This is a genomic window from Bacteroides sp. A1C1, assembly GCF_004328515.1.
In the GTDB taxonomy this organism is placed as follows: Bacteria; Bacteroidota; Bacteroidia; order Bacteroidales; family Bacteroidaceae; genus Bacteroides; species Bacteroides uniformis.
Window position 1 is genome coordinate 2,946,434 of the sequence record NZ_CP036491.1, and the last position, 13,469, is coordinate 2,959,902.

General features: G+C 50.5%; 9 protein-coding genes. 1 reads left to right on the forward strand and 8 read right to left on the reverse strand.

The features are described from left to right. Nucleotides 1-88 precede the first annotated feature (88 nt). Nucleotides 89-2,794, reverse strand: coding sequence for a TonB-dependent receptor (locus tag EYA81_RS11880; protein ID WP_131225799.1), 2,706 nt, complete (start codon nucleotides 2,792-2,794; stop codon nucleotides 89-91). Nucleotides 2,795-3,028: 234 nt separating this feature from the next. On the opposite strand from EYA81_RS11880, the gene EYA81_RS11885 reads away from it, so the two are divergent. Then, the gene (locus tag EYA81_RS11885; RefSeq protein WP_022402329.1) at nucleotides 3,029-5,812 is read left to right on the forward strand and encodes an ATP-binding protein; all 2,784 of its coding nucleotides are present in this window, start codon (nucleotides 3,029-3,031) and stop codon (nucleotides 5,810-5,812) included. Between the two features lie 135 nt (nucleotides 5,813-5,947). Here EYA81_RS11885 and EYA81_RS11890 read toward each other — a convergent pair whose 3' ends face one another. The 7 genes from EYA81_RS11890 to nuoH are packed head-to-tail and all read right to left on the reverse strand — an operon-like array spanning nucleotide 5,948 to nucleotide 13,423. Continuing rightward, nucleotides 5,948-7,387 (reverse strand): NADH-quinone oxidoreductase subunit N, encoded by a 1,440-nt coding sequence (locus EYA81_RS11890; RefSeq protein ID WP_117599323.1) that lies wholly within the window; start codon nucleotides 7,385-7,387, stop codon nucleotides 5,948-5,950. A 39-nt stretch (nucleotides 7,388-7,426) separates the two neighbouring features. Continuing rightward, complete coding sequence (locus EYA81_RS11895; RefSeq protein ID WP_117964860.1) at nucleotides 7,427-8,905, reverse strand: NuoM family protein; 1,479 nt, start codon at nucleotides 8,903-8,905, stop codon at nucleotides 7,427-7,429. A gap of 51 nt (nucleotides 8,906-8,956) precedes the next feature. Beyond that, nucleotides 8,957-10,870, reverse strand: coding sequence for an NADH-quinone oxidoreductase subunit L (gene nuoL / locus EYA81_RS11900; protein ID WP_119961798.1), 1,914 nt, complete (start codon nucleotides 10,868-10,870; stop codon nucleotides 8,957-8,959). 58 nt (nucleotides 10,871-10,928) lie between these two features. Then, on the reverse strand, nucleotides 10,929-11,237 hold the full coding sequence (nuoK, locus tag EYA81_RS11905; RefSeq protein ID WP_005823972.1) for an NADH-quinone oxidoreductase subunit NuoK: 309 nt from the start codon (nucleotides 11,235-11,237) through the stop codon (nucleotides 10,929-10,931). Between the two features lie 5 nt (nucleotides 11,238-11,242). Then, a complete protein-coding gene (locus EYA81_RS11910; protein WP_005823970.1) occupies nucleotides 11,243-11,755 on the reverse strand; it encodes an NADH-quinone oxidoreductase subunit J in 513 nt (170 codons plus the stop codon). A 30-nt stretch (nucleotides 11,756-11,785) separates the two neighbouring features. Next, nucleotides 11,786-12,289, reverse strand: coding sequence for a 4Fe-4S binding protein (locus tag EYA81_RS11915; RefSeq protein ID WP_117599326.1), 504 nt, complete (start codon nucleotides 12,287-12,289; stop codon nucleotides 11,786-11,788). 57 nt (nucleotides 12,290-12,346) lie between these two features. Continuing rightward, the gene (nuoH, locus tag EYA81_RS11920) at nucleotides 12,347-13,423 is read right to left on the reverse strand and encodes an NADH-quinone oxidoreductase subunit NuoH (RefSeq protein ID WP_009037156.1); all 1,077 of its coding nucleotides are present in this window, start codon (nucleotides 13,421-13,423) and stop codon (nucleotides 12,347-12,349) included. Nucleotides 13,424-13,469 lie beyond the last annotated feature (46 nt).

The following is a 13,469-nucleotide window of genomic DNA, read 5'->3' on the forward strand; positions in this document are numbered from 1 at the left end:
ATCTGTCTGTCATTCAGATTGATTCTCTTAAATCAGCTTGTTTGTCAAAAAGTGTTCTCCGTTCTCTTCAGGGGGAGGGTGGGAGACTTTATAGGTTGTAGCTTATTCCCACCTCAAAGTTCGTTCCCTTGTGGTATCGTTCTACTTCCATTTCCTGCCCCGTGGTGGGCACATCTTGTTTGAAGATGACATCGCGGTTCAGCAGGTCGTTCACTTGCAGCTTCAGGTTGAAGTGTTTGTTCAGGCTATATCCGGCGCTGAAGTTCAACGTGTGCAGCGTCTGTTGCCTGACATCGCCCAGACCCGACACGCCTACTGCATGGATGCGGCTGCCTTGCAGGTTGTAGAGCAGGGCCAGATTGAGTTGCCTGTCTTCACCGAAGCGTGGCGAGTAGGTGAGGTCGGCATTGGCAAGGATGGGCGATGCGCCTTGCAGCGAACGTTCCTTGTTGGTGTAGGCACCGCCTTGGGGCAGCTTCACGTTGGTGTACATGTAACTGATGTTGGCACCCAGGCGCAGGTCTTTGACGAGCCGTTTGCGTATCTCCAGCTCCACGCCGGCAGCCATGCCGTTGTCGGCATTCTTGAAGCTGTGCAGCGTGGCGCCGCCTTGCAGGTCTTGGATGCGTTCGATGGGGCTGTCGAGGTATTTGAAGTAGCCGGTCACGGAGAGCATGTCGCCGTCCTTGCCGAAGCGTTCGTAACGTAGGTCGAAGTTGTAGTTGTAGCCGTTCTGCAACTCTTCGTTACCGCGGATTTGTGCCGAACCGTAGGACTCTTGGTAGAGGAAGGGTGCCATCTCGATGAACGAGGGACGGGTGACGGTGCGCGAGGCAGAGAAGCGGATGCTGTTGGCGGGGTTCACCGCATATTTCAGGTTCAGGGCGGGGAAGAGGTCGTTCTTGTCTAAATTGCGCCGACGGGAGTACCAGTCGCCGCCGTCGCTGGCGTAGCGCACCCATTGCTTGCTCATTTCGTAGCGCAGGCCGAGGTTCACCAGGAGGGCTTCGGTGGGATAGAAGTCGGTCAGCAGGTAGGCGGAGTAGATTTCGTTTCCGGCGCGGTAGCTGTCTTTGGGCTGCATCACACGCTGTACCATGATTTGTCCGTCGGCAATGTTCTGCTGGTTGAGGAAGCCGTCGGTGTTGTAGATGTCGGTGATGACGGGGTCCAGCTTGTTCAGGTTGTAGTAGAAGCGGGTAGCGCTGTAGTCGCGGTTCTTGTCCTTGTAGTTGAAGCCGAGCTTGAGGTGGCTGGTGTCGTTCCACTTCCAGCGCATGGCGAGGTTGGCGTTCCACTCTTCTTCGTCCAGGCTGCCGAAGTAGCGCATGGTCTCTTGGCGGTTCAGCTTGAAGAGCCTGAGGCTGCCGTCGTTGTCCTTGACGTACATCACTTGGCGGCGGTCGGGTTCTTCGCTACCGGTCTTGCTGTACGAGCCTCCCCAGGTCAGTTGCCACCTGTCGCTCTCGCCGAAGTTATGGATTCCGTTCAGTTGATGGTTTTGCAGGGTGTATATGTGCATGATGTTGTTGCTGCCGGTCAGCTCGTGTCCTTCGGCATCAGTACCTTCGCGGCGCTGGTAGGTGTCGATGGCGTTGCGGGCGTAGAAGAAAGTGTAGCCTATGCGGTCGCTCCGGCGCAGGGTGTAGCCCAGGTAGCCGAGGGCGGCGAGCTTCAGTTCCTGCGCAAAGCTGTCGTAGGAGAAGTCGTCCTGCACGGTGTCGGTGGCCTCGAGTGTCTTGTAGAAGGCATCTTCCATGTTTTGGTAGCCGTTGCTGGCGCTGAAGGAGGCGAGCAGGCTGAGTGTCTGGTTGCCTATACCGAAGTTCTTGCCGAAGCCGAGGTTCCCGCCCAGTTCGGGCAACGAACTCTTCTTGCCGGCGCTGAAGGAGGTATCGAAGATATTGCGGGTCTTCACGTATTTGTCAAACTCCATCAGGGGCATGCCGAGGGCGGCTGCGTCCACTCCGGGTGTCTTCAGGAGCGAGCCGCTGCGGTCCATCTGATAGCGGTCTTTGCCTAAGGTGTTGAACTTCCCGCCCGTGTTGAGGCTCAGTTGGAAGAAATCTTGCGGTATGTTTTCTTTGGTGCTGATGTTGATGTGCGCACCGCTGTAGTCGGCAAAGGCGGCTGCGTCATACACCTTGCTGACGGTGATGTTCTGTACGGTGGACGAGGGGAACAGGTCGAGCGGCACCAGCTTGTTGTCCGGGTTGGGCGAGGCGATGGGCAGTCCGTTCAGCGTGGTGGTGCTGTAGCGGTCGCCCAGTCCGCGGACGATAAGTTGTCCGGCGCTGGCGATGGAGATGCCCGTTATTTTCTTTACTCCTTCTTCCACATTGCCGATGCCTTTGAGGGACATCTCTTTGGAACCGAGGTTCTCGATGGCGAGGGTCGCTTTTTGCCGTTCCATCTGCAAGGCGCGTTCGCCCTCAAGGTTCTTCTTGGCGGTGACCTGCACTTCGCCCAGGGTTTGCGTGTCCGGCTCCATGTCGAAGTTCAGCACGGTTTCGCCCTTTATCTCTACGGCATTTATCGTCATGTCTTTGTAGCCGATGTAACGGACGGTGAGGGTATAGGTTCCGTTTTTCAGCTCCAGTGTATAGTTACCATCCAAATCGGCGACGGCGCCTTGTGCCGTTCCGCTCACTTGCACGGTGGCTCCCGTCAGCGGTTCTTTGGTTTGTCGGTCGGTGATTGTCCCTTTGATGGTTCCCGCCGTGGCAGCCATGACGGAAAGTGTGAGGAATAAAATAAGGAAGAAAATCTTTCCCAAGTCTAATTTCATGCTCATCTCTTTTCTTTGTACGTTTTTTAATCCGCTGCAAAGATGAGGCAATGACATTACACCGGTGATACATGGCACATACGTTTCATTTTCAAATTTATTACGATTCGGTTACCGCACATTCTTCCGGATTGTTTGTTATCCTTATATATAGGCTGCTTGGGACGAAAAAGGTTTCTAATGGTTGCTTATTAGAGTTTTATGGCTATTTTTGTATCTCAAACCAATATTGATAAATATATGGCTGTTCATCGTGACGATAGTGAACGTTTCCGGCGCCTTTCCATTCTTGGCCGGATAGGTTGGTGGGAGGCTGATTTTTCTTCAAGGCAGTATCTCTGCTCCGAATATGTCTGTAAGTTGTTAGGCTTGGAAGGGGAATACCTGAGCTTTGAGGATTTCGGTAAAATGATACGCGAAGACTATCGGACGCGTATCAGCCGGGAGTTCCTTGCCATTCAGAATATGGAGGTCTATGAACAGACGTTTCCTATCTATTCTACTGAAGGAGTGGTCTGGGTCTACTCGCGCGTGGGGTATAAGGAGCATTTGCCGGATGGTACGTTGAAGGCTTTCGGAGTGTTGCAGCGCGTAGAGATGCCGAAGGAGGAAGCTGCGAAGCAGGCTTTGCAAAGAGTGAACAATTTGCTTTATCGGCAGACCTCAATATCCCATTCCTTATTCCGTTTCCTGAAAGACGAGGATATCAGTGCGGGCATTTACGACATACTGAAAGATATTCTCGATTTCTTTCGCGGCGGGCGTGTCTATATATTCCAATACGATGAGAAGTGCCGGTACCAGAGCTGCACATACGAGGTGGTGGCTCCGGGAGTGGCTCCTGAGAAAGAAATGCTTCAGGGAGTCCAGGCTGACAGCTTGCCGTGGTGGACGTCACAGATTATGGCACAAAAGCCTGTTCTGCTGGAAACGCTGGGGCAACTGCCGGAGCACGCTTACGCCGAATATGAAATTCTGGCGAGACAGAATATAAAGTCCTTGATGGTAACTCCGCTGGTTGCCAATGACCAGGTGTGGGGATATATGGGCATTGATTTGGTGGACCGTACCCGAATGTGGACTAACGAGGATTACCAATGGTTTAGTTCGTTGGCAAATGTCATCAGCATTTGCATAGAGTTGCGCAAAACGAAGGATGAGGCTGTGCGTGAACGTACTTTCCTCAGCAATTTGTTCCGCTATATGCCTTTGGGGTATGTGCGGATGTCCATTGTCTGTGATGAAAAGGACAATCCCTACGGGTATTATGTGACAGATGCGAATTCTATCTTTGCCGATTTTCTGGGAAAACCCGCGTCGACGTTTATCGGCAAGACTGCCTCGTCTTTTTCAAGGGAGGCGGCCCCCAGACTGGAATATCTGCTTGATATAGTGAACACCGGGACACATAAGGAAATGGACATGTGTTTTGAGCTCACCAACAAGCACTGCCACGTGGTGATATACTCTCCGGAAAAGAATGAAGTGGTGGCGTTATTCCTCGATACGACAGACTCGGTACAGACTCATCTGGCTTTGGACCATAGCGAAAAACTGTTCAAGAATATCTTTGCCAATATACCGGCCGGGGTGGAAATCTATGACAAAGACGGATTCCTGGTAGACATCAACAATAAGGATATGGAGATATTCGGGGTCCGTGACAAACAGGATGTCATTGGAGTGAACTTATTCGAGAACCCGAATGTGTCCGCCCAATTGGCAGAACGTATACAGACCGAGGATATGGTCGACTTCCGCCTGAATTATGCTTTCGACCGGACTGAAGGGTATTACTCCACTTCCAAACAGCCGAAGGATGTGATACATCTTTATACGAAAGTGAGCAAGGTGTATGACAGTAAAGGTAACTTTACCGGCTATGCCATGATTAACATCGACAATACGGAACGGATTGATGCCATGAGCCGTATCTGTGATTTCGAGAATTTCTTCCTGCTTATATCGGATTATGCGAAGGTAGGTTATGCCAAGCTGAACCTGCTCGACCGGAAAGGCTATGCCATCAAGCAATGGTATAAGAATATGGGAGAGGACGAGAATACCCAATTGGCAGATGTCGTGGGAATATACAGCAAGATGTACCCCAGTGACCGCAGGAGGATGCTTGATTTCTTCAGTAAGGCCCGTGTGGGCGAAGCCAAACATTTCCAGGGAGAGATGCGCATTGAGCGTCCGGGCGAAAAGGGAAAATGGAACTGGGTACGTACCAATGTGGTTGTCAATCTGTTCGAACCGGAGAACGGACAAATAGAGCTGATAGGCGTCAACTATGACATTACGGAATTGAAGGAGACGGAGGCTATGCTGATTGAAGCCAAGGAGAAGGCAGAAACCGCCGACCGTCTGAAGAGTGCCTTCCTTGCCAATATGAGTCATGAGATACGTACGCCCCTGAATGCGATTGTCGGTTTCTCCAGTCTGATGGGAGAGACCGGGGACATGGAGGAAAAAAGGCAGTATATGGCGATTATCGAAGAAAACAATGACCTGCTGTTGCAGCTGATTTCCGACATACTGGATTTGTCCAAGATAGAGGCCGGGACATTTGACTTTGTGGAAAAAGAGCTGGACGTGAACGTACTATGTGAGGACATTGTGCGCTTCATGAAGATGAAGGCTAAACCGGGTGTGGAAGTTCTCTTCGACCATCATCTGCCGGAATGCCGGATTGTCAGTGACCGTAACCGTTTGAATCAGGTCATAGCCAACTTTGTCAACAATGCCATCAAGTTCACCACTGCGGGAAGTATACGTGTAGGATATGATAAGGTGGATGAAACTCATTTGCGTTTTTATGTGGCCGATACGGGCCTTGGCATTGAGCCGGAAATGCAGGCTCAGATATTCGACCGTTTTATAAAGCTGAATACGTTTGTGCATGGCACCGGCCTGGGGCTTTCTATCAGCAAGAGCATTATAGAGCAGTTGGGTGGCACAATCGGTGTGGACAGTGAACCGGGGAAAGGCTCATGCTTTTGGTTTGTGCTGCCGATTGTATAGTATGGAAATGTGCTAAAATACACACTCACCACAAATTATGCAGATTAACACAACTCAAAGCTCTTGATTATCAGAACTTCTAAAGATAATTTGTGCCAATCTGCGTAATTTGTGGTAAGTGATGATACCCTCCGGTTATAATCCGAATGAGAACTTATCGATGGATTGATATACCACACTTGCAATACTCAGTACCACAATACCCAGCGTGCAAATGGCCAGGCTGGCACGTGTATAGTTGTCACTGCGGAATGCTGCAATCGGCTCGTCGCTCTTGTTGATGTACATTGCCTTTACAATCTTCAGATAGTAATAAAGCGAGATGATTGTATTGATAAGGGCAATGAATACCAGCAGATGGAAGCCGCCTTCGAAAGCTGCCGCGAAGATGAAGAACTTCGAGAAGAAGCCCGCAAACGGCGGGATGCCTGCCAGAGAGAACAGTGCCAGTGTCATCAGGAACGCCAACTTCGGATTAGTGGTATACAGCCCGTTATAGTCTTCAAGTGTGAACTTGCCTGCCCGCAGTGCCACAATCGTGATAACGGTAAATACGGCAAGATTGGCGAACATATATATCAGCACGTAGTATACCAGCGACGTCATACCTTGTGCGCTTCCGCTGATGACACCCAGCATGATGTAACCTGCTTGCGAGATACTGGAGAAAGCCATCAACCGCTTCAGGTTCTGCTGGCGCAGGGCGAAGAGGTTGGCGATTGTGATGGAGGCGATGATAACCCAGTACAGCACTTCCTGCCATTGCTCCACCATCGGAGCGAATACCTTGATGAGGATAGTCATCAGTACGAAAGCGGCAGAGCCTTTAGAGATGACACTCAGATAGGCTGTCACCGTGCTTGGAGCACCTTCGTAAACGTCTGCTGTCCAAAGATGGAAAGGCACCAGTGATATTTTGAATCCCATGCCAGAGAAGAAGAATACGAATGCCATAATCTGCAACGGGTCACCGGTGAGGCGTGCCGGTATGTCGGCAAAGTAGAGAGTGCCTACCGTACCGTAAATCAAAGATAATCCGTATAGCAGCAATCCGCTGGAGAACAGTGCCGTGAGAATATATTTGGCACCTGCCTCGGCAGAGTGATGGCGGTATTTGTCGAAGGCAACCAATGCTGCCATTGGGATACTTGCCGTTTCCAGGCCGATAAAGAACATCAGGAAGTGGCCGGCGGAAATCATGAAGTACATACCCAGCAGGGTGGAAAGTGTCAGAATGTAGAACTCACCTTGTTTGATGGCAGTGTCCGGACGGCGCATCCATTCGTGGGCCATCAGGAATACAATCAGTGTACCTATACTGAGGATGGATTTCACGATGCTTTGTATAGGCTGGTTGTGGTACATGCCGCCAAAGGCATCGGCCATAGGACCGGGAACGATGGTGATAAGTGTATGTATGGTCAGCAGAACAACTGGCAGCATTGTGTTCAGCACCGGTTTGCCGTCATTCTTGTGTGCATCCGGACTCATGAAGAGGTCGGCGACAAAAAGGATGACGATGACCAATATCAGCGAAAGCTCTTCTTTGAGCAGGAGGAATTGAGAATAATCCATGACTATGTATTTATTGTTTTACAATTTTCTATTTACAATTTACAGTGCATTAACTATCGGCAATACGCTGTCTCCAATCATGCCGCTAATCCACCATGGTGCCATACCAAGGGCGGCAACGCATGCTATGAGGATAATGACCGCTGTGCGTTCATCCCAGGTAGCGTCGCTCAAAGTGAGGTGATGTTTGTTAGTGCAGGTGCCATAGAGAATCTTTCCTACCAGTCGCAGGATATAGACTGCTGTAATCACGATGGAACTGCATGCAATGACTGTCCACACGCGGTGGAACGTATCGGGATGCTGGAACGAACCGGTGAAGATGGTCATTTCGGCAATGAAACCGCTGAGTCCGGGTAATCCCAGATTGGCAAGACCGGCGATTACATAGCAGACAGCCAGGAAAGGCATAATCTTCATCAGACCGGAGAGTTCGCGGACGTCACGCGTATGGGTACGTCCGTATATCATACCGATAAGGGCGAAGAACAAGGCTGTCATCAGTCCGTGAGAGAGCATCTGCAGAACAGCACCCGTGCAAGCTGTTTGGTTCATCATCAGAATGGCGAACAACACCAGACCGCAATGGCTGACGGAAGAGTAGGCGTTGATATACTTCAAGTCGGTTTGTACACAAGCGGAGAATGCGCCGTATACTACGGAGATTCCGGTAAGAATCAGGAATATCCATCCCAGTTCCTGTGCAGCTTCGGGCATCAGGTACATGGCTATGCGGAAACAACCGTAACCTCCCAGCTTCATCAATACACCGGCATGGAGCATGGATACGGCAGTCGGTGCGGAGGCGTGACCGTCGGGGCTCCATGTGTGGAACGGGAACAGAGCGCCCAGCACACCGAAACCGAGGAAAGTGAGCGGGAACCAGATACGTTGCTGTTCGATGGGAATATTGTGCATCTGTGCTATTTCCAATAGATTCATAGAGGTGGCTCCGGCACCGTAGTAGATACCCAGGATACCGATAAGCAGGAAGGCGGAGCCGCCCATCAGCATCAGTGTCAGCTTCATGGCAGAGTACTCCTTGCGTCCCGACCCCCATACACCGATAAGCAGATACATGGGAATGAGGGCTACCTCGTAGAACATGAACATGGTGAACAAGTCTATTGAGATGAAGAACCCGAACACACCGATGGAAAGGAAGGTGAACCAAAGGAAATATTCTTTAGTCAGCGGTTGCAGCCTCCAGGAGGCGAATGTTCCGGTAAAGACAATGATGGCCGAAAGCAGCAGCATGGCTACCGAAATACCGTCTACTCCTACCGAATAGTGGATGTTGAGTGCAGGATACCAGGCCATGTCGGCACGGAACAGCATTTCATCCGTGGCACCGGCGTGGCGTGCATTGAGGTACATTACGGTCAATGCTGCAGAAAGAACCAGCAGAGCCGATGCACCGGTCACCATCACCGCACGTATTTGTGCGATGTTGCGGCTGAGCCAAAGACCCAGCAACATCAGCAAGGGGATGAGTACAAATAATGATAAAAAGTTCATCTTTATATTTACGATTTAACGATTTACGATTTACGATTGAAAGATCTCGGGTTATAGCAATAGTAGCAGTATCAATGCCAGCGTGCCCAGCAGGAATACAAATGTATATTGCTGGATGCGTCCGCTCTGCAGACCGCGTATCTCGTCACTGGTAGCCTCGGCACTCCAGGCAAGGAAGTTGAAGAAGCCGTCGACCACGTGGCGGTCCCACCAGGCGATGGGGCGGCAGATGCAGCCGAAGATGATGCGGTGGGTGATGAACTGGTAAACTTCATCCAGGTAGAAGCGGTGGTAAGCTGCTGTCCATAGGCCTTTGAAACGGCGTGCCAGTGCGTTGGCAACGGGCTGCCGGCTACCTGCATAGATGTAGGTGGCAATGGCTATGGCAACCACTGCTACGACGATACTTGTACCTGCCACACTCCAATCAAGATGGATGCTATATGCTTCACCGTTGGAACTGATGAAGTGTCCGAAAGGAATGAAACCGGCAACTATCGTAACAACAGCCAGGAGCATCAGGGGCAGGGTCATCGCCAGTGGACTCTCGTGGGGGTGAGGCACGTGGCTGTCGCCCCCATCACTTGCCGACTTTTGTCCCGGCTCTGAGCCGGCCCAAAAGATACCATAATAAAGACGGAACATATAGAATGCTGTCATACCTGCAATCACTGTCATAATCCATCCCATAGTGGGGCTGAACTGGAAGCATGCCGTCAGGATTTCATCTTTGGAGAAGAATCCGGAGAACGGCGGGATACCTGCAATGGCAAGGCAGGCGATGAGGAACGTGATATGCGTAATGGGCATATACTTCCGCAGTCCGCCCATGGCAGACATCTCGTTACTGTGTACGGTATGGATGATGCTACCCGCTCCGAGGAACAGCAATGCCTTGAACATGGCATGTGTGAACAAGTGGAACATGCCTGCCATGTAGCCCAGTCCCCCTTCGTGCGGGTCGGCTGATGTACATACACCCAGCGCCACCATCATGAAACCGATTTGGGAGATGGTGGAGAATGCCAGTACACGTTTGATATCACTCTGCACACATGCCACACTGGCGGCATAGAATGCCGTGAAAGCTCCTACGTATGCCACGATGTGCAGCACGCTGGGAGCATACTCTATGAACAACGGGAACATGCGTGCCACCAGATAGACCCCTGCAACCACCATCGTGGCGGCATGAATCAGTGCACTGACTGGCGTAGGACCTTCCATGGCATCGGGCAGCCAGATGTGCAACGGGAACATGGCACTCTTTCCGGCGCCACCGATGAACATCAGTCCCAAGGCAAGCGGAATCATGGCCGCACCGCCCTTTGCCAGCGCCATCTCATTGGGGCTGAAGGTGTATGTGCCGGCATAATATCCATAGACAAGGATACCTATAAGGAAACCTAGGTCAGCAAAACGGGTAACGATAAATGCTTTCTTCGAAGCAGCAATAGCTGCGGGTTTCGTATAGTAGAAACCAATCAGCAGGTAGGAGGACACGCCCACCAACTCCCAGAAAAGATACATCTGGAAGATATTCGTAGCCACTACCAGTCCGAGCATGGACATGGTGAAGAGCGACAAGAAGGCGTAGTAGCGCTGGAAACCGCGTTCGCCCTTCATGTAACCGAAAGAGTATATGTGTACTAGCAGCGAAACGGTGCTGATGACTACGAGCATCATGACCGAAATCGGGTCAAGCAGAATGCCCATGTCGATACTGAGGCTTTCTGTGAAGGGCAGCCATTTGAAGTTATAGGGCATCAGCGTCTCGTACGTACCGTCAGCAAGGCGGGGAGCGCTGAAGTACATTCCTGCGGTGAGATAGGAAAGCACTGCGACCAGGCCCAGTACTGCAGTTCCGATAAGGCCGGCAATGCGGTGCGACATCCATTTACCTCCAAGTCCCAGGGCGAGGAAAGAGAGGAAAGGGAGCAGAAGGATTAATATTGTATATTCCATATATACTATGTTTATCAATTATTACTATTCAAGAAACATCGTTTGGCGATTTTGGCTCTTACCATTTCATCTCATCCAGTTTGTTCACCTGGATGCTGCGGATGTTACGGTAGATGTTGATCATGATGGCAATGGCTACAGCCGTTTCGGCCGCCGAGATGGCAATGGAGAATAAAGAGAAGAAATATCCTTCCAGTCCTCCAGGGAATAAGAAACGGTTGAACACCGCAAAGTTGATGTCCGTGGCATTCAGAATCAGCTCGATGCTGATAAGTATCGCCAGTGTGTTGCGGCGGGTAAAGAACCCATAGATGCCTGCGAAGAACATGATAGCCGAAACTATCAGATAATATTCCATGTGTATCATAATTCTTATCTTTTACGTGCTATTAATAATCCGCCTACGATACATGCCAATAATAAAATGCTGACAGCTTCGAAGGGAAGCAGATAACCATACTTGTCACCGCTCAGCATGTGGTGACCGATGGTCTTGATGTTGACTTCCAAAGGCTCCACGTCGGTAGTGGCAATGAACTTATGCTTTAAAGTGATGAATACTACGATGATGGCACCGCCCACGGTGGCACCCAGTCCGGCAAGGAATCTGCTACGCTTTAACTTCTCGATGACATCGCCTTCGCCACTGGTAAGCAGTATGGAGAAGACGTAGAGTACCACGATACCGCCGGCATAGACCATAATCTGCACGGAACCGAGGAAGGTGTAACCCAGCAGAAAGTAGATGCCTGCCGTACCGAAAAGCACGAACAGCAGGTAGGTGGCCGAGCGCACCATGCGGTGGGTCGTTACCGTCAAGATGGAAAATACGGTGATAAAGGCCGCAAGGAAGTAGAATACTACTGTTTCAAGAGTTATTTCCATGTTGTTTAATTACAAGTTACTATTAACGAATTACTTTGTTGTCTCTTCTTTGGGAGCAGCGGGTTTCTTTTTTTCTTCTACATGGCTGCCCGGACGGTTCAGCGTCATGACCAGTTTCGTGCGGTCGAACACAGCATGCTCAAAATCCTGGTCGAACGTGATGGCATCGTGAGGGCAGGCATTCACACAGAGTTGGCAGAACATGCACGAACCGAGGTCGTACTCGTACTTAGCCAATATCTTCTTTTTCTTGCCGTCTTCCGTTTCAATCATCTCGCCGGTCACCTTGATGGTGTCGTTGGGACAAGCCATCTGGCACAAGCCGCAAGCCACGCACCGATGTTCATTTTTGTCATTATGGGGCATGGTCAGCGTGCCACGGAAACGGTCGGAGAGTTTCAATGTCGAGCGGTTTTCCGGATATTGTTCGGTAGTCTTTCGTCGGCAGAATACGGTCATGGTTGTCTTCATACCCGTCAGCAGAGAAGTGACGCCGTGTATGAGTCCGCCGATATAAGAGTTCTTTTCTTTCATTACTTTTGCCTTTATTAAAATTATCCGCAAGGAAATCTTGCTCCGGCGCTACGCCGGTTAGAAATGCAATTTAAATACTACAATTAATACCATCAAAATCAAGTTCACCATAGAGATGGGTACCAGGTACTTCCACTCCAGATTCAGAATCTGGTCAATACGCAGGCGGGGGAAAGTCCACTTTATCCACATCAGCAGGAAGACTACGAAGAAGGCCTTTCCGAAGAACCATACAAAGCCCGGAATGTAATCCATCACTGCGTTGAAGCCGTCCAGACCTACGATGTGTAGCGGCATCCAGCCTCCCAGGAAGATGGTGGCTGCCACGGAGGCTACGATAAACAGATTTAAATATTCCGCCAGATAGAAGAATCCGAAGCCCATACCGCTGTACTCCGTATGGTATCCGGCAGTCAACTCGCTTTCGGCTTCGGGCAAGTCGAAGGGACCACGGTTGGTTTCCGCATTTCCGGCAATGAGGTAGATGATGAAGGCTATCAATGCAGGGATATGTCCCTTGAAGATGAACCAGCCGTCAGCTTGTCCTTCTACTATTTCGGAGAACTGCATGGTTCCCATCAACACTACCATTGTCAGTATGCTCAATCCGCAGGACAACTCGTAGCTGATAATCTGCGCACCGCTTCGCATGGCTCCAATCAGCGAGAATTTATTGTTGGAGCTCCAGCCTGCCAGCAGGATACCCACTACGCCGATACTCGATGCAGCCAGCAGGAAGAACACTCCTACATTGAAGTCCAATACCTCCAATCCCTTGTTGATGGGCAGGCAGGCAAATGTCAGGAAAGAAGCGATGATTACCATGAACGGTGCCAGATTGTAGAGGAACCGGTCAGAAAATTTCAAATCAATGATTTCCTTCGTCAACATCTTGATGACGTCGCAGGGCACTTGGAGCAATCCCCATTTCCCCACGCGCATCGGACCGAGGCGGCATTGGAAGAAGGCGCATATTTTACGCTCCATGTAAATCAGGATGATGGCAAGCACGGCATACATCAAGATGATGCATACGCCAATCACCACGCATTCGAGGAATATTGCCAGACCTTCCGGCATCAGGGAAGTCAGCATCTGGTGTATCCAGTTGGTTACTATACTAAAGTCAAACACGTTGTTCATTTACTATTTACTATTTACAATGTACAATTTACGAGGC

Bases quoted from the DNA above. Each gene is read 5' to 3' on its own strand.
- EYA81_RS11880 (WP_131225799.1), bottom strand. From the start codon at position 2,794: ATGAGCATGAAATTAGACTTGGGAAAGATTTTCTTCCTTATTTTATTC.
- EYA81_RS11890 (WP_117599323.1), bottom strand. From the start codon at position 7,387: ATGGATTATTCTCAATTCCTCCTGCTCAAAGAAGAGCTTTCGCTGATA.
- EYA81_RS11885 (WP_022402329.1), top strand. From the start codon at position 3,029: ATGGCTGTTCATCGTGACGATAGTGAACGTTTCCGGCGCCTTTCCATT.
- EYA81_RS11895 (WP_117964860.1), bottom strand. From the start codon at position 8,905: ATGAACTTTTTATCATTATTTGTACTCATCCCCTTGCTGATGTTGCTG.
- EYA81_RS11915 (WP_117599326.1), bottom strand. From the start codon at position 12,289: ATGAAAGAAAAGAACTCTTATATCGGCGGACTCATACACGGCGTCACT.
- EYA81_RS11910 (WP_005823970.1), bottom strand. From the start codon at position 11,755: ATGGAAATAACTCTTGAAACAGTAGTATTCTACTTCCTTGCGGCCTTT.
- nuoK (WP_005823972.1), bottom strand. From the start codon at position 11,237: ATGATACACATGGAATATTATCTGATAGTTTCGGCTATCATGTTCTTC.
- nuoL (WP_119961798.1), bottom strand. From the start codon at position 10,870: ATGGAATATACAATATTAATCCTTCTGCTCCCTTTCCTCTCTTTCCTC.